Raw genomic sequence first — 26,326 nt, forward strand, 5'->3', positions numbered from 1 at the left:
TGGTCGCGGTCCGGATCCTGTGGTACCTTCTTCGAAGCCAAAGACCGCCGGTCGTCTGTGCGCTTGCGCGCAGACCGAAGGTCCTCACTCGTGGGGAGTCCAGCGCAGGTGTTCAGAACAACTCCTCCCGTTCGCGGGGGAGCAGCTCCGAGCCTCTGCGCCGGAGCTTTTTTCGTGTGTGGACTGTGCTCGTCACAGTCATCGACCTGGGGCTAGCCGGCAAGAAACCCCCAAGGAGAACCATGGCGAACAAGGAAGCTGCGGTCGCCGAGCTCACGGATGCATTCCAGAGCTCGAACGCCGTCCTGCTCACCGAGTACCGCGGTCTCACGGTCGCGCAGCTCAAGGAGCTCCGCAACTCGATCCGTGAGCACGCCACGTACGCCGTGGTGAAGAACACGCTGACCAAGATCGCGGCGAACAACGCCGGCATCTCGTCGTTCGACGACGAGCTCGCCGGTCCGTCCGCTCTCGCCTTCGTCCACGGTGACACCGTCGCCGTCGCGAAGTCGCTGCGTGCATTCGCCAAGGCGAACCCCCAGCTCGTGGTGAAGGGCGGTTACTTCGACGGTAACCCGCTCACCGCGACCGAGGTGGACAAGCTCGCCGACCTCGAGTCCCGTGAAGTCCTGCTCGGCAAGCTCGCCGGCGCCTTCAAGGCCTCGCTGTTCGGTGCTGCGTACCTGTTCCAGGCACCCCTCTCGCAGGCCGTCCGCACCGTGGACGCCCTCCGCGAGAAGCAGGAGTCCGCGGCCTGACCAGGCACGCGTTCATCAACCACACGTTCTAGCTAGTAGTAGGAGAAAATCATGGCGAAGCTTTCGCAGGACGAGCTCATCGAGGCCTTCAAGGAGCTCACGCTCATCGAGCTCTCGGACTTCGTGAAGAAGTTCGAGGAGGTCTTCGAGGTCACCGCTGCTGCCCCCGTCGCGGTCGCCGCGGCCGGTGGCGCTGCTGCCCCCGCCGAGGAGGTCGAGGAGAAGACCGAGTTCGACGTCGTGCTCAAGTCGGCCGGTGACAAGAAGATCCAGGTCATCAAGGAGGTCCGTGGCCTCACGTCGCTCGGCCTCGGCGAGGCCAAGGCGCTCGTGGAGACCCCCGACGCCAAGGTGCTCGAGGGTGTCAACAAGGAGACCGCTGACAAGGCCAAGGAGTCCCTCGAGGCTGCTGGCGCCACGGTCGAGCTCGCGTAGTTCGTTCCTTCTGGTCACGAAGGCCGCTGCCCCTCGGGGCGGCGGCCTTCGTCGTGTGCGGGGCGGGGGCGTGGGCGCGAGACTCGACTCTGCGGACACTTTCGTGCTTCGAGGACCGCGAAAGTGTCCGTGCAGGCGAGTCTCGTCTCAGCCGAACACGTCGTGCGAGCGGAGCAGGGCCTGGAAACGGTCGAGCCGCTCCAGGTGCCACCAGGTCACCCGGACGACGGCACGCACCTCCCGTCGTCGACGGATCCGGTCCTCGCGCAGCTTCTCCTGCCAGACCACCTCTGCCGGATCACGGCCGGCGAGCATGGCACGGTCCACGTACTTCTGCTTGCCGTCGAACTCGACGACGACGCCGGTCTCCGGGAGCCAGAAGTCCACGCGATCGACACCACGACCGTGGCGGAACTCGTGTTGCGGCACGACCGCGGTGAACCCGCTCTCGACCAGTCGGACCGCGGTGTACGACTCGCCGACGGACTCGTGTCGGGCGTCGAGCGCTGCGAGCACCACGCGGGCTCGCCTCGAGCCTCGGTGTGAGCCGGGCGGCAGCGCGGCTTCGACGGCGGCGACGTCGAGTGCGCCCGTCCGCACGGCGCCGTCCACGGCCACGGCGGCGACGTGGACGGGCGCTGAACGCGCGACGGCCGAGGCGGTGGTCGTCGGAGCGGTGACCGCGACCCCGTCGAACCGGGCGCGAGCGAGGTCGAACGGTCCGATCCCGGGCGCGTGCAGCACGAGGCCCGCGCGGTGGACGGTCGTGTCCAGGGCGGGGACGGTCACGTGGACGCGTTCGGGGACGGGACCGATGACCGGCCAACCGTGGATCAGCGCCGCGGTGAGGTGCGAGAAGACGCCGCCGGACGGCACCGCCGGGGCCACGGCCCAGGCCCGGACGAGGTGCCGGTCGCTCGCGTCGAGCTGCTCCCATGACGATCGGGCGATGTACACGCCCGCGCGTAGTCGCACGACTGAACCCGCACGGTGCTGCCGCCGCAGCGTCCGGGCCGATGCGTCGTCCTCGGCGCGGAGGAGCGCTGGACGTTCGCGGTGGTGTCGCATCCCGCCACGGTCGTGCAGAGCAGGCCCGCCCGTGTACGCGTCGGCCGACTTGTGGACGGCGACGCTGCGACTCGCGCGTGGGGAGGGATCGCGAGGCTCGTGTCAGCGGACACTTTCGCGGCTTCGGGACTGCGAAAGTGTCCGCTGAGACGAGGCTCGGCCGCCGGCCGCCCGCCGCCGGCCGCGCGTCAGCGCAGCGTGCTGTGGCGGCGGCCGTAGGCCAGGTAGAGCGCGGCGCCGACGAGCATCCACACGCCGAACGCGATCCACGTCCCGGCGCCGAGGAACACCGCGAGCAGGACGCAGCAGAGCGTGCCGAGGACCGGGACGACCGGGAACAGCGGCACGCGGTACGAGCGCTCGAGGTCCGGGCGGCTGCGGCGCAGGACGAGCACCGAGACGTTCACGAGCGCGAAGGCGACGAGCGTGCCGATGCTCGTGGCGTCGGCGAGTTCGCCGAGCGGCACCAGGGCCGCGACCACGGTGACGACGACGCCGACCACCAGGGTGCCGGCGACGGGCGTGCCGGTCCGGTGCGAGACCCGGCCGAACAGCTTCGGCACCAGGCCGTCCCGGGCCATGGTGAGCAGGATGCGGGTCTGCCCGTAGAGCACGGTGAGCACGACGCTCGCGATCGCGACGACCGCACCGACGGAGAAGACCAGGGCGACCCACGGCTGGCCGGTGACGTCGACCACGATGCGGACGAGCGAGGCCTCGTCGGACGAGAACGACGTCCACGCGCGGGCCCCGATCGCGGCGATCGCGACGAGGATGTACAGCGCGGTGATGAGCGCGATCGAGCCGATGATGGCGCGGGGGAGGTCGCGGCGGGGGTCCTTCGCCTCCTCGCCGGCGGTCGACGCGGCGTCGAACCCGATGTACGAGAAGAACAGCCGGGAGGCCGCGGCCGTCACCCCGGCGGCACCCATCGGCGCGAGCGGTTCGAAGTTCTGCGCCCGGAACGCCGTGAACGCCACGACGACGAAGAAGACGAGCAGGGCGATCTTCACGACGACCATCAGCGTGTTCACCCAGGCGCTCTCCCGCGCGCCGGGCAGCAGGACCGCCGTGGCGAGGAGCACCAGGACCGCCGCCGGCAGGTTGACCACGCCGCCGTCCCCGGGTGGTGCGGCGAGGGCCGTCGGCAGGTGCAGCCCGAAGACGCGCAGGGTCTCGTCGACGTACTCGCTCGCGCCGACGGCGACCGCGGCGACCGAGACGGCGTACTCGAGGACGAGGCACCACCCGCAGACCCACGCGATGCCCTCGCCCATGGTCGCGTAGGTGTAGGAGTAGCTCGAGCCCGAGGTCGGCACGGCACCGGCCATCTCGGCGTAGGAGAGCGCCGAGAGCAGGGCCGCGACGCCCGCGAGCACGAACGAGATCCAGACCGCCGGGCCGGCCAGCGGGACCGCGGTGCCGAGCACCACGAGGATGCCGGTGCCGAGGGTCGCGCCGACGCTGATCATCGTGAGGTGCCACACGCCGAGCGACCGGCGGAGCGGTGCGCCGTCCACCCCGCGCGCGGCCTCGGCCTGCAGTTGCTCGATCGGCTTGCGCCGCGCGAGCTGCTGACGGAGGGACGTGGGGCGGGTGGGCGCGGACGTCATGGGACCTCTGTGGAGCGGGGGAAGGGGACTGCTGATGGTGGCACGGCCCCTGAACGGGGTCAAATACGTCGCACACCGCCGGTGTCCGGAGCCGGGTCTAGGTTGGGCGCATGAGCATGGGGCACGGCGCGCGGGTCGGTGGCGGCGGTCCGCGCGGCGGCGGGCGCATCTCGAGCGGGGACGTCCAGGCGCAGCGAGCCGCGAACGCCGAGGCGCCGCGCATCCCGCACCTGGTCCGCCGCATCGCCGGCCTGTTCGTGCCGCACCGCCGCTCGATCGTCCTCACGGTGGCCCTCGTCCTGGTCGGCGCTGCCCTGTCGGTCATCCCGCCGCTGCTCACCCAGCAGGCGTTCGACCGCGGGCTGTTCCCGCCCTCGGGACGGCCGGACGTCCCCGTGCTGCTCGAACTCGTCGGCGGCATGGTGGCCCTCTGGATCGCGAGCGCCGGGGTCGGCATCTGGCAGACGTACCTGACCGCGACGGTGGGCAACAAGGTCATGGGCGCGATGCGCATGCGGTTGTTCGCCCACCTGCAGCGCATGGAACTGGCGTTCTTCACGCGCACGAAGACCGGTGTGATCCAGTCGCGTCTGCAGAACGACGTCGGCGGGGTCGCGAGCGTGCTGAACAACACGATCTCGTCCGTGCTCGGCAACACCGTCACGGTCATCGCCGCCGTGGTCGCGATGCTCCTGCTCAGCTGGCAGATGACGATCGTCGCGGTGGTCCTGCTGCCGCTCCTGGTCATCGCGCAGCGTCGGGTCGGTCAGGTCCGCGCGCGCATCGCGGGACAGACGCAGGAGTCGTTGTCGGACATGACCGCGATCACCCAGGAGGCCCTCAGCGTCTCCGGCATCCTGCTCGCCAAGTCCTTCAACCAGCAGCGCAGCGAGACGCAGCGCTACGGGGACGAGAACCGGAACCAGATCCAGCTGCAGGTGCGTCAGCAGATGTCCGGACAGTGGTTCTTCGCCATCGTCCAGGTCTTCCTGTCGATCATCCCCGCGGTCATCTACGTCGTCGCCGCGTACCTCATCATCGGCGACGTCCCCATCACCGCCGGCACGATCGTGGCCTTCACCACCGTGCAGTCGCGGCTGCTGTTCCCGACGGTCGGCCTGCTCCGCGTGGTGCTCGACCTGCAGACCTCGGGCGCACTGTTCGCCCGCATCTTCGAGTACCTCGACCTGCGGCCGGCGATCACCGACGCACCGACCGCGCGGAAGGTCGACGAGCGCCGCGTCGGGCACGTGGCGTTCGAGGACGTCACCTTCGCCTACCCCGACGGCGAGCCGGACAAGCCGACGCTCCGCGGGGTCTCCTTCGACCTCGAGCCCGGCCAGTTCGCCGCCTTCGTCGGTCCCTCGGGCGCCGGCAAGACGACGATCTCGTACCTGGTGCCGCGGCTGTACGAGGCGTCGGCGGGCTCGGTGCGCTTCGCCGGGCAGGACGTGCGCGACCTCGAGCACGAGGACCTGATGCGGCACGTCGGCATCGTCAGCCAGGAGACCTACCTGTTCCACGCGACGATCGGCGACAACCTCCGGTACGCCAAGCCGGACGCGACCGCCGCCGAGCTGGAGCGGGCCGCGCGGGCCGCGAACATCCACGAGACGATCGCCTCGTTCCCGGACGGCTACGACACCGTCGTGGGGGAGCGCGGCTACCGGCTCTCCGGCGGCGAGAAGCAGCGCATCGCGATCGCGCGGGTGCTGCTCAAGGACCCGCCGGTGCTCGTGCTCGACGAGGCGACGAGCGCGCTCGACTCGATCTCCGAGCACGTCGTGCAGACCGCGCTCGACACCGCTGCCGCCGGACGGACCACGATCTCGATCGCGCACCGGCTGTCGACGGTCCGCGACGCCGACGTCATCTTCGTACTCGACCACGGGCAGATCGTCGAGCGGGGGTCGCACGACGAGCTGCTCGCGCGCGACGGCGTCTACGCGTCCCTCTTCCACCAGCAGGACGCCTTCCACCAGCAGGACGCGCCCGTCGACGCCGGGCGCTGAGCTGCGCGCCGACGACCGAGGGACCGCCGCGCAATCCGGCGTCGCATCCCGGCGCACCGCCGGGGGTGCCGCCTAGACTCTGCGGCGTGCGTTACGCGAACTCCGTCGTCGACCTCGTCGGCGACACCCCGCTCGTCCGCCTGAACCGTGTCACCGAGGGGATCCGGGCCACCGTCCTCGTGAAGGTGGAGTACCTGAACCCCGGTGGCTCCGCGAAGGACCGGATCGCTACGAGGATCATCGACGCCGCCGAGGCATCCGGTGAGCTGCGTCCGGGCGGCACCATCGTCGAGCCGACGTCCGGCAACACCGGGGTCGGGCTCGCGCTCGTCGCCCAGCAGCGCGGCTACCGCTGCGTGTTCGTCCTGCCCGACAAGGTCGGCGAGGACAAGCGGAACGTCCTGACCGCCTACGGTGCCGAGATCGTCGTCACCCCGACCGCCGTGGCACCCGATGACCCGGAGTCCTACTACTCGGTGTCGGACCGCCTGGCGGAGGAGATCCCGGGCGCCTGGAAGCCGAACCAGTACGCGAACCCGAACGGCCCGCGCAGCCACTACGAGACGACCGGTCCGGAGATCTGGCGCGACACCGAGGGGCGTCTCACGCACTTCGTCGCCGGCGTCGGCACCGGCGGCACCATCACCGGTGCCGGCCGGTTCCTCAAGGAGGTGTCGGACGGCGGCGTCCGGATCGTCGGCGCCGACCCCGAGGGTTCCGTCTACTCCGGCGGCTCCGGCCGGCCGTACCTGGTCGAGGGCGTCGGCGAGGACATCTGGCCGCCCGCCTACGACCCCGAGGTGCCGGACGAGATCATCGCGGTGAACGACGCGGAGTCGTTCGCCATGACCCGTCGCCTGGCGCGCGAGGAAGGGCTGCTGGTCGGTGGTTCGAGCGGCATGGCCGTCGTCGCCGCACTGCGCGCCGCCCGCGACCTGACCGAGGACGACGTCGTCGTGGTGCTCCTGCCCGACGGCGGACGTGGCTACCTCGGCAAGATCTTCAACGACCGCTGGATGCGCTCGTACGGCTTCGCCGAGACCGACGACGCCCGGACCGTCGGGTCGGTCGTCGCCGGCAAGGACGGCCGCCTGCCGGACCTCGTGCACGCGCACCCGTCGGACACCGTCCGCGACGTGGTCGAGATCATGTCGACGTACGGCGTCTCGCAGATGCCCGTCCTCAGCGCCGAACCGCCCGTCGTCATCGGCGAGGTCGTCGGTGCCGTCGCCGAGAAGGACCTGCTCGAGCAGGTCTTCACCGGCGCGGCCGCGATGACCGACGCCGTGAGCGGCTTCGTGGGCGACCCCCTACCGCTCATCGGTGCGGGGGAGTCGCTGTCGGCTGCCCGTCGTGCCCTCGAGACGGTCGACGCGCTCCTGGTCGTCGACGACGGCAAGCCCGTGACGGTCCTGACCCGTCACGACCTCCTGACCTCCCTCTCCGAGTGACCCCGCTCTCCGAGTGACCCCGCTCTCCGAGTGACCCCCGATCCCCGAGGAACCGAAGCACGCATGACCGAGTTCGCCACCCGCGCCGTCCACGCCGGCCAGGACCCCGACGCCAGCACCGGCGCCGTCATCCCGCCCATCCACGTCACCAGCACCTACGTGCAGGACGGCGTCGGCAACATGCGGAACGGCTACGAGTACTCCCGCGGGGGCAACCCCACGCGGGACGCCCTGCAGACCCTGCTCGCCGACCTCGACGGGGGCGTCGCGGCGTACTCGTTCGCGTCCGGCCTCGCTGCCGAGGACGCCCTGCTCCGCGCGTACCTGGAGCCCGGCTCCCGGGTCGTGATGGGCAACGACGTCTACGGCGGCACGCACCGCCTGGTGAACCGGCTGCACGTGCCGTGGGGCGTCGAGCTCGTCGTGGTCGACATGAGCGACGTCGACCGGGTCCGCGCCGCCCTCGAGGGCGCCCCGGCGAAGACGGTCCTGTGGGTCGAGACGCCCACGAACCCGCTCATGAAGATCGCCGACATCACGCTCCTGTCCGAGGTCGGGCACGAGGCCGGCGCGCTCGTCGTCGTCGACAACACCTTCGCCTCGCCGTACCTGCAGCGGCCGCTGTCGCTCGGCGCCGACGCGGTGTCCTACTCGACGACGAAGTACCTGGGCGGCCACTCCGACGTGGTCGGCGGTGCCGTCGTGCTGCGTGACCAGGAGTTCGCCGAGCAGGTCGGCTTCCTGCAGTTCGGTGCGGGCGCGATCGGCTCGCCCTTCGACGCGTTCCTGACCACCCGCGGCATCAAGACGCTCCCGGTCCGCATGGAGCGCCACTCGACGAACGCGCAGGCCGTGGCCGAGGCCCTGGTGTCCGCTCCGGGTGTCGAGCGCGTGTACTACCCGGGCCTCGCCGACCACCCCGGGCACGAGGTCGCGGCGAAGCAGATGAGCGGCTTCGGCGGCATGCTGTCCGTCGCCCTCACGGGCGGGCCCGAGGCCGCCAAGCGGTTCGTCGAGTCGACCGAGGTCTTCACGCTCGCCGAGTCCCTGGGCGGCGTCGAGTCGCTCATCGGGTACCCGAGCGAGATGACGCACGCGTCGGTGAAGGGGACCGAGCTCGCGGTGCCGGAGAACGTGGTCCGGCTGTCGGTGGGCATCGAGGACCGCGGCGACCTCGTCGCCGACGTGCTGCAGGCGCTGTCCCGCTGACGCGGCCACGGGCCGTGCACCGACAGGGCGACGGACGGGAGGCGCTCCACCGGACCGGTGGGGCGCCTCCCGTCCGTCGTGGTGCCCGTCGGACCGTCGGTGCCGGCCCCTAGGCTGGCCCGGTGAGCAGCGTGGCGACGAGGTCGGGGATCCTCGGTGGGCGGTACGCCCTGGCGACGCTCGGCATGGTCGCCATCGTCGGGGTCGCCGCGTTCCAGAACCTGGCGATGACCACGGTGATGCCGGAGATCAGTCGCGACCTCGACGGGCAGACCCTCTACGCGCTCGCGTTCGCCGCGCCGCTCGCCGCCGGGGTGCCCGGCATGGTGCTGGCCGGCAACTGGTCGGACCGCTCGGGCGGCCGGATCGTCGCCTGGGTGTCCGCGGCGTTCTTCGCGATCGGCACGGCCGTGGTGATGCTCGCACCGACGATGGAGGTCTTCCTCGTCGGGCGCCTGGTCGAGGGGTTCGGCGCCGGGGCCGTCGACGTCGTGCTCTACGTGCTCGTCGCCCGGATCTTCCCGGCGGAGCTGCACGGCCCCGTGTTCGCCGGGTTCGCGGCCGCGTGGGTGGTGCCCGCGCTGGTCGGACCCGCGCTCGCCGGCGTCGTGACCGAGGTGTGGGGGTGGCACTGGGTCTTCGCCGGGGCGCTCGTCATCGCACTCGTAGCGTTCGCGCTGCTCGTGCCGACGCTGTCCCGCCTGCACGCCCCGCCCGTCGAGCGTCGCCCGGCCTGGCAGCGCGGCCGGATCGCCTGGTCGGTGGGGGCGGCGGTGGCGATCCTGCTGCTCAACGTGGCACCGGACCTCGGGGTCGGGGCGCGGATCGCCGCGGTCGTGATCGGCGTTGTCGGGGCCTGGGCGGCGCTGCGACCCCTGCTGCCGACGGGGACCTTCCGCGCCGCGCCCGGCCTGCCGTCGGTGGTGCTGCTCCGCGGGCTCGTCGCGGCGGCGTTCTTCGGCAGCGAGGCGTACGTGCCGTTCCTGCTGCAGGAACGCCACGGGCTGTCGGCGTCGGCCGCGGGGCTGGCGCTCACCGTCGCGGCACTGAGCTGGGCCGGTGCAAGCTGGTTGCACGGGCGGCTCGGGGAGGACCGCCTGACCGCGGCCCGGACCTTCCGCGCCGGGCTCGCACTCGTCCTGGTGAGCCTGCTGACGGCGCTCGCCGTCGCGCTCTGGGACCTGCCGTGGGCGGTGCTCGTCGCCGGGTGGTTCGTCGGCGGCGCGGGCATGGGGGCGATGTACCCGCGGCTCTCGATGCTCACGCTGCGCTTCTCCCGCGAGGGCGACGACGGGTTCGCGAGTTCCGCGCTGACGATCGCCGACGCGTCCGGCAGCGTGGTCGGGCTCGCGGTCACGGGCCTGCTGTTCGTGGGGAGCGGGGGAGCGGACGGCGACTGGTCGTTCCCGCTCGTGTTCGTCGCGATGACGGGCATCGCGCTCGTGGCGGCCGTCGCCGTCCACCGGCTCGGTCCGGTGCCGGCACCGGCGGCGGGGCCCGCACGGAGCTGACGTCTCGGCGGTAGCGTGGCACACCGACCGAGTGGAGGACCGGAGTGCGCATCACCGTCGTCGCCGTCCTGGTGGGCGCCGCCCTCGCCCTCACCGGGTGTCAGGGTGCGACGACCGCGGCACCCACACCCGTGCGCAGCACGGACCTGACGAGCTCCGACGGTGGCTTCGACCGGAACGCCGTGGTCGGTGTGGTGCTCGCGCCGGGCGACGACGCGCTCGCGGCAGACCTCGAGGACGGGCTCGGTGACGCGGGCTTCCGGCCGGACGTCCGTGTGGCGCCCCGGCCGGACGCCGCGACGGCGCAGCGGCAGGCCGTCGACGGGCTCGTCCGCGACGGGGCGAAGGCGCTGCTGGTCCGCGCCGTCGACGCGGGGTCGCTCGCGGGTGCGGTGCAGACGGCGCACGACGCCGGCGTGGTCGTCGTCTCGCTCGGCGATGCGGTGCCGGCGAGCGGGACCGGGGGCGACGGCGTCTCGGCCGACCACCGGGTGCCGACGTCCGACGACACTGCCGCGACCGCGGTCGACGTGGTCCGGTCACTGCAGCGCGGCGAGCAGCCGGACGCGGACGACTGACCACGGGCGTGCCCGTGCCCGTGCCCGGGGACGGTGCCGCTCAGGCGGGACGGCGGTCGGTCAGTGCCACCACGCCGGGAACGACAGCGTGATCGTCTCGACGAGGGCCTTGCGGGAGCGCCGTGGTCCGGCGAGCCAGGCGCCGATCGCGCCGACGAAGCCCTGTGCGACGAACCCTGCGGCGACGTCGTCGAGCATCGCCGGGCGGGCCGCGGCGTCGAGCTCGCGGATGTGCTGCGCGCTCGACACCGTGAAGTGCTCGACGAGCAGCCGGTGCAGCGAGGCGTCCTCGGTGTCCGGGAGCCCCCGCGCGTAGATGTCGCGGTGCGCGACGACGTGTTCGACGACGGCGTCGATGCCCCGTCGGGTGATCGCGGCGAGCTCGTCCGTGTCGGCTCCGCGTGCGGCGGCGGTGCGGCGGGCCTCGACGTCCTCCTCGCGGATCCGGTCGAGCTCCGGCGTGAGCACGTCGGCGAGCAGGGACCCGGGGGAGACGGCGTGCGAGTAGAAGGTGGCGCGGTTGATCCCCGCGGCGCGGGTGACGTCGGCGACGGTGATCCGGGACACGGGGCGATCGGCGGCGAGTCGGAGGATCGCCTCGCGCAGCGCTGCCGTCGTGTGCAGGATGCGGGCGTCGACCACGACACCACCCCCTTCTGTTGCGTCGGCCCGGTCACCGACGCGTGCCCGAGCAGTCCGACGCTACCGCACGCCGACCGCGCGGACGGGTCGGAGAGCGCAGTGTGACGGGCCCCTCCGTCGGTGGGCGTTCCGCGAGCGGGCGTGCAGGCCCTACGATGGTTCCGGGGCCGAATCGATTCGACCCGCGTCGACGCAGCCGTTGCCGTGTCACGTGACGAGCCCCGCACCCGTCTCTCCTGCACCCCTCCTCCCGTGAAGGACCGCTCGTGACCGCGCCCGCCACCACCGGATCGCTCCGCGTCGTGCTGCACCCCGGTGACGCCCTCACCCGGCGTCAGCGACTCGTCTACGTCTTCGTGCTCGGCGCGCTCACCGCGCTCGGGCCGTTCACCATCGACCTCTACCTGCCGGCGTTCCCGTCGCTCGAGCGCGAGTTCGGCATCAGCGAGGGCGCGGTGCAGCTCACGCTGACGGCCACCACCCTGGGCTTCGCCGTCGGGCAGCTGCTCGTCGGTCCGTGGAGCGACAAGGTCGGTCGACGGCTCCCGCTCATCGTGGCGACCACGGTGCACGTCGCCGCGTCCGTCGGTGCCGCGCTGGCGCCGGACGTCGAGGTCCTCGCGCTCTTCCGCGTGCTGCAGGGCATGGGGGCGGCCGCGGGCGGCGTCGTCGCGATGGCGACCGTGCGCGACCTGTTCGGCGGCAAGCCGCTCGTGCGCATGCTGTCGCGCCTGGCGATGGTGAACGGCCTCGCGCCGATCCTCGCGCCGCTCATCGGCTCGCAGATGCTGCAGTTCGTCAGCTGGCGCGGGGTCTTCGTCTTCCTCGCCTGCTACGGCGCCGCGGTCGTGATCGCCTCGTCCCTGCTCATCGTCGAGACGCTGCCGAAGGCCCGCCGGCACGAGGCCGGGCACTCCACGATCGGGCAGCGCTACCGCGCGCTGCTCTCGGACCGGATCTTCGTGGGGGTCGCGCTGATCGGCGCGATGGTCTTCAGCGGCCTGTTCTCGTACCTCAGCGCGTCGCCGTTCCTCTTCCAGACCGTCTACGGGCTCGACGCCCAGCAGTACGGGCTGCTCTTCGCGGTGAACTCCATCGGTGTCGTGGTCGGGGTGCAGGTGTCCTCACGGCTGGCGCAGCGGGTCGGCCCGCAGTGGATCCTGGCGTGCTCGACCGCGACGCTCTTCGTGTCGGCGGCGGCGATCGTCGTCCTCGACCAGCTCGGTGCCGGACTCGTCGGCGTCCTCGTGCCGCTGTGGTTCTTCATCGCCGCCTGCGGCTTCACCTTCCCGCTCGTGCAGGTGATCGGGCTCGCCGCGCACGGCAAGGAGGCCGGCACCGCCGCGTCGCTCCTCGGTGCCCTGAACTTCGGCGTCGCCGGCCTCGTGTCGCCGATCGTGGGCATCATCGGCATCGACGCCGCGACTCCGATGGCCGCAGTGATGGGCTGCACCGCGGCGGTCGCGGTCCTCGTGCTGTGGGTCGTCGTGCGGCCGAGGACGGTCCCGGCGCTCTCGCACTGACCGACCGCAGCACTGACGCGCTGGCCGACCGCCGAGACCGGACCGGGTCGTCGCTGCGTCCGTAGGCTGCGGGCATGAGCGACGCGGTGGAGCAGGCACGGGCGGCGGCAGCGGCGGCGCAGGCCGCGGCGGAGGAGGCGCGTCGGCTCGCCGACGAGGCAGCTCGTCGAGCCGAGGAACTCGCCGCCGCGCTGCAGCAGGCGGCCGACACCGCGGAGCCGGCCGCGCCGAGCGCCGACCCGGCCGAGCGCGAGCCGGAGCCGACGTCGGGGACGGGCACCGAGCCTCCCGGCAGCACCGCAACACCGGACACCGCTCCGGCCGACACCCCGCCGTCCGCGCCCGCGCCGTCCGCGCCCGCGCCGTCCGGTCCCCTCGGCCCCGAGGCGGTCGCCGCCGTCCGTGCCGGCTACGCCCTGGAGGGGACCGCCCTCGAGCTCGGCGCCCTCGTCAACGGCGCACCCCTGCCCGACGTGCCGGTGCGGATCCCGCTCGCGATGCTCAACCGCCACGGACTCGTCGCCGGAGCGACCGGCACCGGCAAGACCCGCACACTGCAGGTGCTCGCCGAGCAGATCGCGGCTGCCGGCGTCCCCGTCTTCGCCGCCGACGTGAAGGGGGACCTGTCCGGGCTCGCCGAGGCGGGACAGCCGGACGACAAGCTGCTCGCACGGACGGCCGGCATCGGCCAGCGGTGGGAGGGCCTGGCGAGCCAGGCGGAGTTCTGGTCCCTCGGCGGACAGGGCGTCGGCGTGCCGATCCGTGCCACGGTCTCGGGGTTCGGTCCGCTGCTGCTGTCGAAGGTCCTCGGGCTCAACGAGACGCAGGAGTCGTCGCTCGGTCTCGTGTTCCACCACGCCGAGCGCGCCGGACTGCCCCTGGTCGACCTGGCCGACCTCCGTGCCGTGCTGACCTTCCTCGTCAGCGACGCTGGCAAGGCCGAGCTGGCCGAGCTCGGTGGCCTGTCGAAGCAGACGGCCGGCGTGATCCTCCGCGAACTCGTGACCTTCGCGGACAAGGGGGCCGACCGGTTCTTCGGGGCGCCCGAGGTCGACACGCAGGTGTTCCTCCGCACCGCCGCCGACGGACGCGGGACCGTGAACCTGCTCGAGGTCCCCGGCGTGCAGGACCAGCCGGAGGTCTTCTCGACCTTCCTCATGTGGCTGCTCGCGGACCTGTTCAACGAGCTCCCGGAGGTCGGCGACACCGACAAGCCGAAGCTCGTGTTCTTCTTCGACGAGGCGCACCTGCTCTTCAGTGGCGCGTCGCACGACTTCACCGAGCAGGTCGTGCGGACGGTCCGGCTCATCCGGTCGAAGGGCGTCGGCATCGTCTTCGTGACGCAGACACCGAAGGACCTGCCGGACGACGTGCTCGCGCAGCTCGGGTCGCGCGTGCAGCACCAGCTCCGGGCGCACACGCCGGACGACGCGAAGGCGCTCAGGGCGACGGTGTCGACCTTCCCGACGAGCGACTACGACCTGGCGGAGGTGCTGACGTCGCTCGCCACGGGCGAGGCGATCGTCACGGTGATGGACGAGCGCGGTGCGCCGACACCGGTCGCGTGGACGCGACTGCGCGCTCCGCAGGGATCGATGGCCCCCCTGCCGTCGTCCGTCCTGGAGGCACGGGTCGCCTCCTCCCCGCTGCTCGCCACCTACGGCACCGCGGTCGACCCCGAGTCGGCCCGCGAGATCCTCGCGGCCCGGATGGAGGCAGCCGCAGCGGAGGCCGCTGCAGCCCAGGCGCAGGCCGAGGCGGAGCAGGAGGCGGCACGTGCCGCCGCCGCGGCGGCGAAGGAGGCGGCCGCGCAGGCGCGGCGCGACGAGCGGGAGCGTGCGGCGGCCCAGGCCGAGGTCGAGCGGACGCAGCGGGAGTTCGAGCGGGCCGAGCGGGCTGCGACCGCGCGGCGGTCGCGCTCGTCCACGCGGACGCGTACCAGGCGGGTGACCGACGACCCGTTGGCCGACCTGCTCGGTCCGGGGATCGGCGGCGCGATCGCGAAGGAGGTCGTGCGCGGGATCTTCTCGACGCTCCGGCGGCGTCGCTGAGGACCCGTGTCAGCGGGCCAGGAGCTCCACGGTCTCGACGGCCAGGAGGGCGACACCGATCCCGACGGTGAGCAGGGCCACCACGAGCACACCGGCACGACGCTCGTACCAGGTGCGGCTCGCCGGCCAGCGGCGTGCGAGCTCGCGCGTGTGGACGGGACGACGGTCGTGCTCGACGGGGAGGTCGAGGGCCTCGAGCACCCGGTCGAGGGCGGACTCGCCCCAGACGTCGCCGCGCATCCGGAACAGGTGGCCGCCCTCGGCGTCGAACGCCAGGAGCTCCCGCGTGGTGCGGTCGGCGGAGGCGCCGTAGGTCGTCGCGACCACGAGCCGGTGGAGCCGGTCGCGGGCGACGTGCCGGTTCGGCGTGAGGACCGCGCGGAGGACGACCGACTGCGCGTCGATGCCGAGGTACGCCTGCCCGAGCCGGACGAACAGCGCGCAGACGAGCACGGCGAGGACCAGGACGACCGGGACGACGAGGGTCCACCACCGCACCGGCAGCGACACCCACGCCAGGGCCACCGCCAGCGGGACGGCGGAGCACACGACGCTCAGCACCGTCGAGCGGACCAGCGACCGCCGCGGACGGAGCAGGACGTCGAAGACGGGCGTCCGCAGTCGTCCTGCGGTCGGCATCGTCGCTTCCCCCACGTGGGTCTCCTCACCCCTCGGGCGCGGGCAGGCGAGAGTCCTGCCGCGGACGACGCCCCTGCCGTCCGCTGCACCGCGACCGCCCCGTCCCGGGGGCGACCGTCTGCTCAGGATAGGGGCGAACGGGGGTGGAGGACAGCGCGTTCCACCCCCGATGAGCGTTTCCCGGCCAGGACCGGTGCGACGGGGGGCGTCGTGGTCGGGCAGGTGGGGGACCGGGAAGCAGGACAGGCGCGCCCGGGACCCGGACGCGCCTGTCGGTGCTTGCTCGTTCTGCGGAGAATGGGGGATTCGAACCCCCGAGGGCTTGCACCCAACACGCTTTCCAAGCGTGCGCCATAGGCCACTAGGCGAATTCTCCAGTGCCGTCTCGCGACGACACCCCATGGTACAGGTTCCGGAGCGTGCGGATGACCACACCCTCCACAGATCGTCGGGCTCCCAGAGCGCCCGACACCCGCCCGACTAGCCTGGAGGGGTGTCGACCCGCATCTACATCACGTCAGCAGAAGGACACACGGGCAAGAGCACCGTCGCCCTCGGTGTCCTCGAGACCCTCGCACGCTCGGTGGGACGGGTCGGGGTGTTCCGCCCGGTCGCCCGGTCGGTCGTCGAGCCGGACTACGTGCTCGAGCTCCTGCTGCAGCACAGCGCGGTCGGGCTGTCCTACGACGAGGCCGTGGGCGTCACCTACGACGACGTGCACGCGGACCCGGACGCCGCCCTCGGCACGATCCTGTCCCGGTTCGCCGAGGTCGAGCGGCAGTGTGACGCGGTCGTCGTGCTCGGGTCGGACTACACGGACGTCGGCAGCCCCACGGAGCTGTCGTTCAACGCGAAGGTCGCCGCGAACCTCGGTGCACCCGTCCTGCTCGTGCTCGGGGGTCGCGACGCGGCGGAGCGCGGGGTCCGGACGCCCGACGCGATGGCGCAGGTCGCCGACGTCACGACGAGCGAGCTCCGGGCGGCGCACGCGCAGCTGCTCGGCGTCGTGGTGAACCGGGCCGACCCGGACGCCCTCCAGGCCATCGTGCAGAGCGTCGAGACCGCCGTGCGCGACGACCACCCGGACACGCCGGTGTGGGCCATCCCCGAGGACCGCGTGCTCGTGGCGCCGACGGTGCGGGCACTCCTCGAGGCGACCGGCGCCACGCTCGTGCGCGGGGACGAGGCCCTGCTCGACCGCGAGGCACTGGGCACGGTCGTCGCCGGCATGAGCATGGAGAACGTCCTCCCGCGGTTGATCGAGGGCGGCATCGTCGTCGTCCCCGGGGACCGCAGCGACGTGCTCCTGGCGACCGTCCTCGCGAACCAGTCCGAGACGTTCCCGAGCCTGGCGGGCGTGATCCTCAACGGCGGGTTCGAGACCTCGCCGCAGATCACGCGCCTGCTCGAGGGCCTGTCGAGTTCGCTGCCGATCGCGCGGAACGACCTCGGCACCTACGACACCGCGCTGCGCATCACCCACACCCGCGGTCGGCTCGCGGCCGACTCGCCGCGGAAGGCCGACCTCGCGCTGGCGCTCTTCGAGCAGCACGTCGACGCGGACGCCCTGCGGGACCGTCTGCAGCTGACGCCGTCCGGGGTCGTCACACCGCTCATGTTCGAGCACGGCCTGCTCGACCGGGCCCGTGGGTACGGCAAGCACATCGTGCTGCCGGAGGGCGACGACGACCGCATCCTCCGTGCCGCGTCCACGCTGCTCGCACGGCAGGTCTGCGCGCTCACGGTCCTCGGCGAGCCGGCGGCGGTGCGGGCCCGGGCGACGGAGCTCGGCCTCGACCTCGAGGGCGCCCGGATCGTCAGTCCCTTCGACCCCGAGCTGCGGGAGCGGTTCGCGGCGGAGTACACGCGGCTGCGGGCGCACAAGGGCATGTCGATCGAGCTCGCACGCGACACCGTCACCGACGTGTCCTACTTCGGCACGCTCATGGTGCAGCTCGGGCTCGCCGACGGCATGGTCTCGGGTGCGAAGCACACCACGGCGCACACGATCCGCCCGTCCTTCGAGATCATCAAGACCCGTCCGGACACGTCCATCGTGTCGAGCGTCTTCCTCATGGCCCTCGCGGACCGCGTGCTCGTCTACGGCGACTGCGCGGTGATCCCGGACCCGACGAGCGAGCAGCTCGCGGACATCGCGATCTCGTCGGCCGAGACCGCGTCGCAGTTCGGCATCGACCCCCGCGTGGCGATGCTCAGCTACTCGACGGGCGACAGCGGCACCGGGGCGGACGTCGACAAGGTGCGCGCCGGCACCGCCTTCGTGCGCGAGCGCCGACCGGACCTGCTCGTCGAGGGACCGATCCAGTACGACGCCGCCGCCGACCCGACCGTCGCCCGCACCAAGATGCCGGACTCGCCGGTCGCGGGCCGCGCGACGGTGTTCGTGTTCCCGGACCTCAACACCGGCAACAACACGTACAAGGCCGTGCAGCGCTCGGCCGGCGCCGTCGCCATCGGTCCGGTGCTGCAGGGCCTGCGGAAGCCCATCAACGACCTCTCCCGCGGTGCGCTCGTCAGCGACATCGTCAACACCGTCGCCATCACGGCCATCCAGGCCGGCACCGCGTCCGACGCAGCCTGACCCCGGGGACCCGCACCGTGCCTCCCGTCCGATCCAGAAAGTGACCACCCACGTGACCGCAGCCCTCGTCGTGAACTCCGGTTCGAGTTCGTTCAAGTACCAGCTCATCGAGCTCGAGGGCGAGCGCACACTCGCCTCGGGCCTGGTCGAGCGCATCGGGGAGTCGTCGGGCGCCTGGAAGCACACGAACGCGGTGACGGGGGAGACCTCGTCGAACGACGCGGCCGACGTGCCCGACCACGCCGCCGGCTTCCAGGCGATGATCGACGCCTTCGCGAAGGTCGGACCCTCGTTCGACGAGCACCCGCCGGCCGTGGTCGGGCACCGCGTCGTGCACGGCGGGACCACCTTCGACCGCGCGACCGTCGTGACGGAGGAGGTCGAGCGGCAGATCGACGAGCTGAGCAGCCTGGCGCCGCTGCACAACCCCGCGAACCTCGAGGGCATCCGGGCCGCGCAGCGGGTCTTCTCGGACGTGCCGCACGTCGCCGTGTTCGACACCGCCTTCCACCAGACGATGCCGCCGCACGCGTACACGTACGCGATCCCCGCGGACCTGGCCGAGCGGTACCGCATCCGCCGCTACGGCATGCACGGGACGAGCCACAAGTACGTCTCCGAGCAGGCCGCGGTGTTCCTCGACCGGCCGCTGGCGGAGCTGAAGACCATCGTGCTGCACCTCGGCAACGGTGCCTCGGCGGCGGCCGTCGACGGTGGGCGGTCCATCGAGACGTCCATGGGCCTCACGCCGCTCGAGGGGCTCGTGATGGGCACCCGTTCCGGCGACCTCGACCCCGCCGTGCTGATCCACCTGCACCGCGAGGCCGGGCTCGGCTTCGACGAGCTGGACACCATGCTCAACAAGGAGTCCGGGCTGCTCGGGCTCACGGGCAACGGCGACATGCGGGACGTGCAGGACGCGGCGCTCGCCGGCGACGAGGACGCGGAGGCGGCGCTCGCCGTGTACCGGCACCGGATCCGTCGCTACGTCGGCGCCTACACGGCACAGCTCGGCGGGCTCGACGCGGTCGTCTTCACCGCGGGCGTGGGGGAGAACAACGCCCTGCTGCGTCGGCGCGTGCTCGCCGGCCTCGAGCACCTCGGGATCGAGGTCGACGCCGACCGGAACGAGCTGCACTCGAAGGAGGCACGGCGCATCTCCACGGACGGCTCGCGGGTCGCGGTGCTCGTCATCCCGACGAACGAGGAGCTCGAGATCGCTCGGCAGTCGGCGGCGGTCGCGCTGTAGGGCGCTGCCGGGTGCGGGACGCCGTCCGGTGGGCGAGACGCCGCCGAGTGCGCGAGACGCCCCCGGATCCGGCGGTGTCTCGGCGCTCGGACGGCGTGTCCCGCCGGGGCGCGCGGGCCGCCCGGGTCAGCTCATGGCCTGCAGGGCCGCCGGGATCGGGGTGTCCCCGCTCGTGACCTCGAACTGCACGCCGACCGCGGCGTCGTCGAGCAGTGCGTGCAGCACGAGTGCGGCGACGTCCGCGCGGGGGATCGATCCCCGCGGCACCGTCCGGCCGACGGCGACCGTGCCCTGCGGCGGGGTGTCGAGCAGCCCGCCCGGGCGGATGATCGTCCACCGCAGGTTCCGCATGCGGATGTTCGCGTCGGCTTCGGACTTCGCGCGCAGGTACACCTGGAACACGTCCGCCTCGGTCTGCGCCGGGACGACGGCCCGCTCGCGGTCGTAGGCGTCGGCACCCATCGCCGAGATCATCACGTAGCGCCGGATGCCGATCCGCTCGGCCGCGTCGGCGAGGGTGATCGCGGCGTCCCGGTCGACGGTCTCCTTGCGCTCCGCGCCGCTGTTCGGGCCGGCACCGGCGGCGAAGACCACGGCGTCGACACCGCGGAGGCGCAGCGCGAGCTCGTCGTCGTCCACCTGCTCGAGGTCGACGACCATCGCGGTGGCGCCCTGCTGCTCGACGTCGGTCACGTGCGCGGGGTTCCGGATGATCGAGACGGCGTCGTGTCCGGCATCGGTGACGAGTCGGGCGAGGAGCAGGGCGATCTGACCGTGTCCTCCGGCGATGGCGATCTTCATGTGTCCGATACTGCCCGTCGCGTCCGGTATGCTTCCGGAGGCTCCTCACGTGACGCCATCCAGGCCAACTCCCCCAGGGCGGAAACGCAGCAAGGGTAACCGGGCTCTGGCGGGTGCGTGAGGAGTCTTTGCATTCCCGGGACCTCATTGCCGTACCGCGGCGAGACCACGTCGTGCACGGCCTCCACAGGTCGTCGCGCAGGCGTCGCGCTGTCGGCTGTCCCGGCTACCCTTGTCGCGTGGTCACCGCCCTGTATCGCCGTTACCGGCCCGAGAACTTCGCCGAGCTGATCGGGCAGTCGCAGGTCACCGACCCGCTGCGGACCGCGCTCCGGACGAACCGCGTCAACCACGCCTACCTGTTCAGCGGACCGCGCGGGTGCGGCAAGACGACGTCCGCACGCATCCTCGCGCGGTGCCTGAACTGTGCCGAGGGCCCCACGGACACGCCGTGTGGTGTGTGCCCGAGCTGCGTGGAACTCGCGCGCGGTGGCGGTGGGTCGCTCGACGTGATCGAGATCGACGCCGCGAGCCACAACGGTGTCGACGACGCCCGTGACCTGCGCGACCGCGCCGTCTTCGCACCGGCTCGCGACCGCTACAAGATCTTCATCCTCGACGAGGCGCACATGGTGACGCCGCAGGGCTTCAACGCGCTGCTCAAGCTCGTCGAGGAACCGCCGGAGCACGTCAAGTTCATCTTCGCGACCACCGAGCCGGAGAAGGTGATCGGGACCATCCGGTCCCGCACCCACCACTACCCGTTCCGACTCGTCCCGCCGGCGACGATGCTCGAGTACATCGAGCAGCTCTGCGCGCAGGAGTCCGTCTCGGTCGCGCCCGGCGTGCTGCCGCTCGTCGTGCGGGCCGGCGGCGGGTCGGTCCGCGACACCCTGTCGCTGCTCGATCAGCTCATGGCGGGCAGCGAGGACGGCGCGATCGCGTACGAGCGCGCGGTCGCCCTGCTCGGCTACACCGATGCCGCGCTCCTCGACGACGTGGTCGACGCGCTCGCCGTCGCCGACCCGGCGTCCGCCTTCGCCGCGATCGACCGCGTCGTGCAGACCGGCCAGGACCCGCGACGCTTCGTCGAGGACCTGCTGGAGCGCCTCCGCGACCTGATCGTCGTCGCGGCGACGAACGAGAGCGCCGCCGCCGTGCTGCGCGGCATCTCGCCCGAGGAACTCGACACCATGACGCGGCAGGCGGGCGTGTTCGGCGCGACCGCTCTCTCGCGGTCCGCCGACATCGCCAACAAGGCCCTGACGGACATGACCGGCGCCACCTCGCCGCGCCTCCACCTCGAGCTGATGACGGCGCGGATGCTGGTGCCCGAGGCGGACGACACGCAGCGCGGCGCGCTCGCGCGGGTCGAGCGGCTCGAGCGCCGGGTGGGTGTCGGCGAGGTCGGCGGGCACGAGGGGACGTCGACGGACGCCGGTGCCGGAGCTGCTGCCGCGCGCGCCGCTGTGCCGTCCGCACGTCCGGGTGCCCCGGAGTCCGGGCCGACGACCGCGCCACGGACCGCTCCCGCTGTGCGGACGGCTCCCGCGCAGCAGCAGACCACCGCTCCGGCTGCCGCGGCGCCTGCATCGTCCGGGTCGGACGATCCGGGGACGGCCGTGCGCGACGCCGCCGCCTCGTGGGCAGCGGTGGCGCCGGGTGCGGAGGCACCGAGCGCGCCCGCAGCACCGGCCGCCGCCCGGCAGCCCGCGGAGGAACCGGAAGCGTCGGCACCCGAACGGCACGAGCCCTCCGGGACGGCGAACGCCTCGTCCACCGGGCAGGGGACCGCCGTCGGGGACGAACCCGTCGTGAGTCCGGTCACCCCGGTGGGCTTCCAGCAGCTCAAGGACGCCTGGCCCGAGGTCGTCGAGCACGTCCAGCGCTCCCGACGGTCGGCCTGGTCCGTCGTGGTCACCGCGCAGGTGACCGCGCTCCGTGAGGACGTGCTCACGCTGACCTTCCCGAGCCAGCAGGACGTGGCGTCCTTCAAGGAGATGTCCGACCCGTCGACGAGCGTGAGCGAGCTCCTGCGCTCGGCGATCATCGAGGTGCTCGGCCTGCGCGTGAAGTTCGTGGCGCGCGGCCCGGGGCAGCAGCAGCAGGCGGGCCGACCGCAGGCGGCACCGCAGTCGGCACCGCAGCCGGCGGCCCCGCAGCAGGCCGCACCCCGGCAGGAGGCGCCGCAGCAGCGACCGGCTCCACGACAGGACGCGCCGTCGGCGACCTCGGACCGTACGGCACCGCAGCAGGCGGCGCCGCAGCAGGCCCCGACGCAGCAGGCACCGACGCAGCAGGCACCCCAGCAGCAGCGACCGACGCAGTCCGAGCCGCAGCACACCGCCCCGACGACGGCACCCGCGTCGACGGGGCCCGTCACCGACTGGGCGGTCGCGACCATCCCCGCGACCGACCCGACCGCGGGCGCGGTCCCGGAGCACCTCGAGCCGGGCTGGTCCGCACCGTTCGGCACCACCGACACGGGGGAGCCCGTCGCACCGGTCACACCGGTGTCGGACCCGGCTGCCGACGCGGCCCTCGCGGCACAGCTGCGACCGGCCTCGGCACTCGGCGGAGCAGCAGCGCGCCCGCGGACCGGAGCACCGAGCGAGCAGCCCGCGACCGGGACGACCGGCGCGGCGGCGGGCACGGCACCGGACACCGCCGAGGCAGCTCCCGCGACGTCGGCTCCTGTGGTGTCCGGCCAGGGAGCAGCATCGAGCCCTGCAGCAGGAACGAGCACCGAGGTCCCGGTCGACGACTACCCGCTGGACGACGAGCCGTACGACGACGGCGCCCCGTTCCCCGACCCGGGTGCCGGATCCGCAGCACCGTCGACCCCCGCGCCGTCGACCCGCGCCCCGGGCCAGGGCAGCCCGACGCACGACCGCCCCCAGGCGGCCACCGCACCGCAGCGGACCGCCCCGGCCCGGCAGCGGACGGCCCCGCCACAGGTCCGGCGCGCCCCGGTCGCGGGCCGCTACGGCGAGGCCGTCGTCCGTGAGATCCTCGGTGCGCAGTTCATCGAGGAGACCGCCCTGCACGAGGAAGGCGCCTGATGTACGACGGCATCGTCCAGGACCTCATCGACGAGTTCGGCCGGCTCCCCGGCATCGGGCCGAAGTCGGCGCAGCGGATCGCGTTCCACATCCTGCAGACCGAGTCGTTCGACCCCGCACGGCTGTCCGAGCTCCTGGCCGAGGTCAAGGAGAAGGTCCGCTTCTGCGAGATCTGTGGCAACGTCACCGAGAACGTTCAGTGCAGCATCTGCCGCGATCCCCGACGCTCGCCGGCCGTCATCTGCGTCGTGGAGGAGGCGAAGGACGTCGCCGCGATCGAGCGCACCCGCGAGTTCCGCGGGCTCTACCACGTGCTCGGCGGCGCGATCAGCCCGATCGACGGCGTCGGTCCGGACGACCTGCGCATCCAGCAGCTCATGACGCGGCTGGCGGACGGCACCGTGGACGAGGTGATCATCGCGACCGACCCGAACCTCGAGGGTGAGGCGACGGCGACCTACCTCAGCCGTCTGCTCGTCCCGATGGGCATCCGCACCACCCGTCTCGCCTCCGGCCTGCCGGTCGGCGGCGACCTGGAGTACGCCGACGAGGTGACCCTCGGACGCGCCTTCGAGGGCCGTCGCGTGGTCGGGAACTGACCCCGGGCCACGCAGGATCGTTGCGTCGGTGCCCGCTCGCACGCAACATCCGCGGAACACCCTCTAGCATTGTCAGACCGCGTGACCGTCGCGGAACCGTCGTCCCCGGGAGTACCAGCCAGTGGCCCTGATCGTGCAGAAGTTCGGTGGATCGTCCGTCGCGGACGCCGAGAGCATCAAGCGCGTGGCGAAGCGGATCGTCCAGACGAAGAAGGCCGGCAACGACGTGGTCGTGGCGGTCTCGGCGATGGGCGACACCACCGACGAGCTCGTCGACCTCGCGCACTCCGTGACCCCGATCCCGGCCGGTCGTGAGCTCGACATGCTGCTCACGGCGGGGGAGCGCATCTCGATGGCGCTGCTCGCGATGGCGATCAAGAGCCTGGGGGTCGAGGCGTCCTCGTACACGGGCAGCCAGGCCGGCATGCTCACCGACGCCCAGCACGGCAAGGCCCGCATCGTCGACGTCACCCCGAAGCGCGTGCGCGAGGCGCTCGACGCCGGACACGTCGCGATCGTCGCCGGGTTCCAGGGCTTCAACCGCACCACGGGCGAGATCACGACGCTCGGACGCGGCGGGTCGGACACGACCGCCGTCGCCCTCGCCGCCGCGCTCGACGCCGACGTGTGCGAGATCTACACCGACGTCGACGGCATCTTCACCGCGGACCCCCGCGTCGTGCCGAAGGCGCAGAAGGTCGACCGGATCACGAGCGAGGAGATGCTCGAGCTCGCCGCGTCCGGCGCCAAGGTCCTCTACATCCGCGCCGTCGAGTACGCCCGTCGGCACGGCGTCACCCTGCACGTCCGCTCCTCGTTCAGCAACGCCGAGGGCACCATCGTCTACAACCCTGCCGAGGGGGAAACCGTGGAAGAACCGATCATCACCGGGATCGCCGGAGACCTCTCCGAGGGCAAGATCACCGTCGTCGGCGTGCCCGACACCCCCGGCAAGGCCGCCGAGATCTTCACGATCGTGGCCCGCGCCGGTGCGAACATCGACATGATCGTGCAGAACGTGTCCGAGGCCGTCACCGGCCGCACGGACATCTCCTTCACACTGCCGAAGGACCAGGGCCAGGGCGTCCTGACGGCGCTCGAGGTCGCGAAGGCCGACATCGGGTACGAGGGCATCCAGTACGACGACCAGATCGGCAAGCTCGCCCTGGTCGGCGCGGGCATGCGCACGAACGCGGGGGTCTCCGCGGCGCTCTTCCGCGCCCTGCACGAGGCCTCGATCAACATCGAGATGATCTCCACGTCGGAGATCCGCATCTCGGTCGTCACCCGCGCCGACACCCTGAACGAGGCCATGCGGGTCGTGCACCAGGCGTTCGGCCTCGACGCCGACCAGGAAGCCGTCGTCTACGCCGGCACCGGCCGCTGAGCAGCGCCCCCAGCACGCACCGACGCGGCCCACGAGCACGCACGGCACGACCCACGAGCAGGAGCACCACATGAGCACCACCGTCGCCGTCGTCGGCGCCACCGGCCAGGTCGGCGCCGTCATGCGTCGTCTCCTCGAGGAGCGCGCGTTCCCGGCCGACCGGGTCCGGTTCTTCGCGAGCGCCCGGTCCGCCGGCACGACCCTGCCGTTCCGCGGCGAGGAGGTCGTCGTCGAGGACTCCGAGACCGCCGACCCGTCGGGCATCGACATCGCACTGTTCTCGGCCGGTGCGACGGCATCGCGCGCGCTGGCGCCCCGCTTCGCGGCGGCCGGGGCCCTCGTGGTCGACAACTCGAGCGCGTGGCGGATGGATCCCGACGTGCCGCTGGTCGTCAGTGAGGTCAACCCGCACGCGATCGACGAGGCCCCGAAGGGCATCATCGCGAACCCGAACTGCACGACCATGGCGATCATGCCCGTGCTGAAGGTGCTCGACACCGAGGCCGGACTCCGTCGGCTGGTGGCCACCACGTACCAGGCGGTCTCGGGCTCCGGGCTCGCCGGGGTCGAGGAACTGCTGGGCCAGGCCCGTGCGGCGCTCGAGCAGGACACCGCTGCGCTGACGCACGACGGGTCCGCCGTGACCTTCCCCGAGCCGGTCAAGTACGTCCGCCCGATCGCGTTCGACGTCGTCCCGCTCGCCGGCTCGATCGTCGAGGACGGTCTGGGCGAGACCGACGAGGAGAAGAAGCTCCGCAACGAGAGCCGCAAGATCCTCGAGCTGCCGGACCTGCTCGTCGCCGGGACGTGCGTCCGCGTGCCGGTCTTCACCGGGCACTCGATCTCGGTGCACGCCGAGTTCGCGGAGCCGCTGTCGCCCGAGCGCGCCACCGAGATCCTCGCGTCGGCCCCCGGGGTCGAGCTGTCCGACGTGCCGACGCCGCTGCAGGCCGCCGGCCAGGACCCGTCCTTCGTCGGCCGCATCCGCGCCGACCAGTCCGCGCCCGAGGGGCACGGCCTGGCGCTGTTCGTCAGCAACGACAACCTCCGCAAGGGCGCCGCGCTCAACGCGGTGCAGATCGCGGAGACCATCCTCGCGCGGCGCACCGTCGCCGCGTAGGCGGGTCCGGGTCGCG

The 26,326-nt window shown here is 72.4% G+C and carries 20 protein-coding genes, 1 tRNA gene and 1 other RNA gene; 16 read left to right on the forward strand and 6 right to left on the reverse strand.

Going from position 1 to position 26,326, the window contains the following annotated elements; translation table 11 throughout:
* Nucleotides 1-242: 242 nt before the first annotated feature.
* Nucleotides 243-758 carry a 50S ribosomal protein L10 gene (gene rplJ, locus H7A69_RS04585; RefSeq protein WP_069712148.1) on the forward strand — a complete coding sequence of 172 codons (516 nt, stop codon included), beginning with the start codon at nt 243-245 and terminating at the stop codon, nt 756-758.
* A gap of 51 nt (nt 759-809) precedes the next feature.
* A complete protein-coding gene (rplL, locus tag H7A69_RS04590; protein WP_069712149.1) occupies nt 810-1,193 on the forward strand; it encodes a 50S ribosomal protein L7/L12 in 384 nt (127 codons plus the stop codon).
* 147 nt (nt 1,194-1,340) lie between these two features.
* Here rplL and H7A69_RS04595 read toward each other — a convergent pair whose 3' ends face one another.
* Together H7A69_RS04595 and H7A69_RS04600 are read right to left on the reverse strand one after the other, a co-directional pair.
* The gene (locus H7A69_RS04595) at nt 1,341-2,150 is read right to left on the reverse strand and encodes a hypothetical protein (protein ID WP_182045988.1); all 810 of its coding nucleotides are present in this window, start codon (nt 2,148-2,150) and stop codon (nt 1,341-1,343) included.
* Between the two features lie 299 nt (nt 2,151-2,449).
* Nucleotides 2,450-3,874, reverse strand: a complete 1,425-nt coding sequence (locus H7A69_RS04600; RefSeq protein ID WP_182045989.1) for an APC family permease — start codon at nt 3,872-3,874, stop codon at nt 2,450-2,452.
* A 116-nt stretch (nt 3,875-3,990) separates the two neighbouring features.
* On the opposite strand from H7A69_RS04600, the gene H7A69_RS04605 reads away from it, so the two are divergent.
* From H7A69_RS04605 to H7A69_RS04625, 5 genes are all read left to right on the forward strand, one after another.
* Nucleotides 3,991-5,886: an ABC transporter ATP-binding protein gene (locus H7A69_RS04605; protein WP_182046027.1), complete on the forward strand. Its 1,896-nt coding sequence runs from the start codon at nt 3,991-3,993 to the stop codon at nt 5,884-5,886.
* 86 nt (nt 5,887-5,972) lie between these two features.
* On the forward strand, nt 5,973-7,337 hold the full coding sequence (locus H7A69_RS04610) for a cystathionine beta-synthase (protein WP_182045990.1): 1,365 nt from the start codon (nt 5,973-5,975) through the stop codon (nt 7,335-7,337).
* Between the two features lie 63 nt (nt 7,338-7,400).
* The gene (locus H7A69_RS04615; protein ID WP_182045991.1) at nt 7,401-8,546 is read left to right on the forward strand and encodes a cystathionine gamma-synthase; all 1,146 of its coding nucleotides are present in this window, start codon (nt 7,401-7,403) and stop codon (nt 8,544-8,546) included.
* A gap of 122 nt (nt 8,547-8,668) precedes the next feature.
* On the forward strand, nt 8,669-10,057 hold the full coding sequence (locus H7A69_RS04620; protein ID WP_182045992.1) for an MFS transporter: 1,389 nt from the start codon (nt 8,669-8,671) through the stop codon (nt 10,055-10,057).
* A 44-nt stretch (nt 10,058-10,101) separates the two neighbouring features.
* Nucleotides 10,102-10,635 (forward strand): substrate-binding domain-containing protein, encoded by a 534-nt coding sequence (locus tag H7A69_RS04625; RefSeq protein ID WP_182045993.1) that lies wholly within the window; start codon nt 10,102-10,104, stop codon nt 10,633-10,635.
* A 60-nt stretch (nt 10,636-10,695) separates the two neighbouring features.
* Here the strand turns inward: H7A69_RS04625 and H7A69_RS04630 are convergent, their stop codons facing one another.
* Entirely contained in the window at nt 10,696-11,277 is a 582-nt protein-coding gene (locus tag H7A69_RS04630) for a TetR/AcrR family transcriptional regulator (RefSeq protein ID WP_069712156.1), read from the reverse strand.
* Between the two features lie 266 nt (nt 11,278-11,543).
* Between H7A69_RS04630 and H7A69_RS04635 the strand changes: the two genes are divergently transcribed.
* Nucleotides 11,544-12,800, forward strand: coding sequence for a multidrug effflux MFS transporter (locus H7A69_RS04635; protein ID WP_182045994.1), 1,257 nt, complete (start codon nt 11,544-11,546; stop codon nt 12,798-12,800).
* 74 nt (nt 12,801-12,874) lie between these two features.
* Nucleotides 12,875-14,851, forward strand: coding sequence for a helicase HerA-like domain-containing protein (locus H7A69_RS04640; protein ID WP_182045995.1), 1,977 nt, complete (start codon nt 12,875-12,877; stop codon nt 14,849-14,851).
* A 9-nt stretch (nt 14,852-14,860) separates the two neighbouring features.
* On the opposite strand, the gene H7A69_RS04645 is transcribed toward H7A69_RS04640, so the two are convergent.
* Nucleotides 14,861-15,505: a hypothetical protein gene (locus H7A69_RS04645; protein ID WP_182045996.1), complete on the reverse strand. Its 645-nt coding sequence runs from the start codon at nt 15,503-15,505 to the stop codon at nt 14,861-14,863.
* A 276-nt stretch (nt 15,506-15,781) separates the two neighbouring features.
* Nucleotides 15,782-15,866 (reverse strand) — tRNA-Ser (locus H7A69_RS04650).
* Nucleotides 15,867-15,983: 117 nt separating this feature from the next.
* On the opposite strand from H7A69_RS04650, the gene pta reads away from it, so the two are divergent.
* The gene (gene pta, locus H7A69_RS04655; RefSeq protein WP_182045997.1) at nt 15,984-18,092 is read left to right on the forward strand and encodes a phosphate acetyltransferase; all 2,109 of its coding nucleotides are present in this window, start codon (nt 15,984-15,986) and stop codon (nt 18,090-18,092) included.
* Between the two features lie 52 nt (nt 18,093-18,144).
* Entirely contained in the window at nt 18,145-19,341 is a 1,197-nt protein-coding gene (locus tag H7A69_RS04660) for an acetate/propionate family kinase (RefSeq protein ID WP_182046028.1), read from the forward strand.
* Between the two features lie 126 nt (nt 19,342-19,467).
* On the opposite strand, the gene H7A69_RS04665 is transcribed toward H7A69_RS04660, so the two are convergent.
* Complete coding sequence (locus tag H7A69_RS04665; RefSeq protein ID WP_182045998.1) at nt 19,468-20,142, reverse strand: SDR family oxidoreductase; 675 nt, start codon at nt 20,140-20,142, stop codon at nt 19,468-19,470.
* A gap of 36 nt (nt 20,143-20,178) precedes the next feature.
* Here H7A69_RS04665 and ffs point away from each other — a divergent pair.
* From ffs to H7A69_RS04690, 5 genes are all read left to right on the forward strand, one after another.
* Nucleotides 20,179-20,275, forward strand: an RNA gene (gene ffs, locus H7A69_RS04670) — signal recognition particle sRNA small type.
* Nucleotides 20,276-20,381: 106 nt separating this feature from the next.
* Nucleotides 20,382-23,204 carry a DNA polymerase III subunit gamma and tau gene (locus tag H7A69_RS04675; protein ID WP_182045999.1) on the forward strand — a complete coding sequence of 941 codons (2,823 nt, stop codon included), beginning with the start codon at nt 20,382-20,384 and terminating at the stop codon, nt 23,202-23,204.
* Nucleotides 23,204-23,803, forward strand: coding sequence for a recombination mediator RecR (gene recR, locus H7A69_RS04680; protein WP_069712162.1), 600 nt, complete (start codon nt 23,204-23,206; stop codon nt 23,801-23,803). The genes H7A69_RS04675 and recR overlap by 1 nt, the downstream gene beginning before the upstream one ends.
* A 121-nt stretch (nt 23,804-23,924) precedes the next feature.
* Nucleotides 23,925-25,190 carry an aspartate kinase gene (locus H7A69_RS04685; protein WP_069712163.1) on the forward strand — a complete coding sequence of 422 codons (1,266 nt, stop codon included), beginning with the start codon at nt 23,925-23,927 and terminating at the stop codon, nt 25,188-25,190.
* A gap of 70 nt (nt 25,191-25,260) precedes the next feature.
* Nucleotides 25,261-26,310 carry an aspartate-semialdehyde dehydrogenase gene (locus tag H7A69_RS04690; RefSeq protein WP_182046000.1) on the forward strand — a complete coding sequence of 350 codons (1,050 nt, stop codon included), beginning with the start codon at nt 25,261-25,263 and terminating at the stop codon, nt 26,308-26,310.
* The last annotated feature ends 16 nt before the right edge of the window (nt 26,311-26,326 follow it).

Origin of the sequence: Curtobacterium sp. ME26 (assembly GCF_903970945.1) — a bacterium.
Lineage (GTDB): Bacteria > Actinomycetota > Actinomycetes > Actinomycetales > Microbacteriaceae > Curtobacterium > Curtobacterium citri.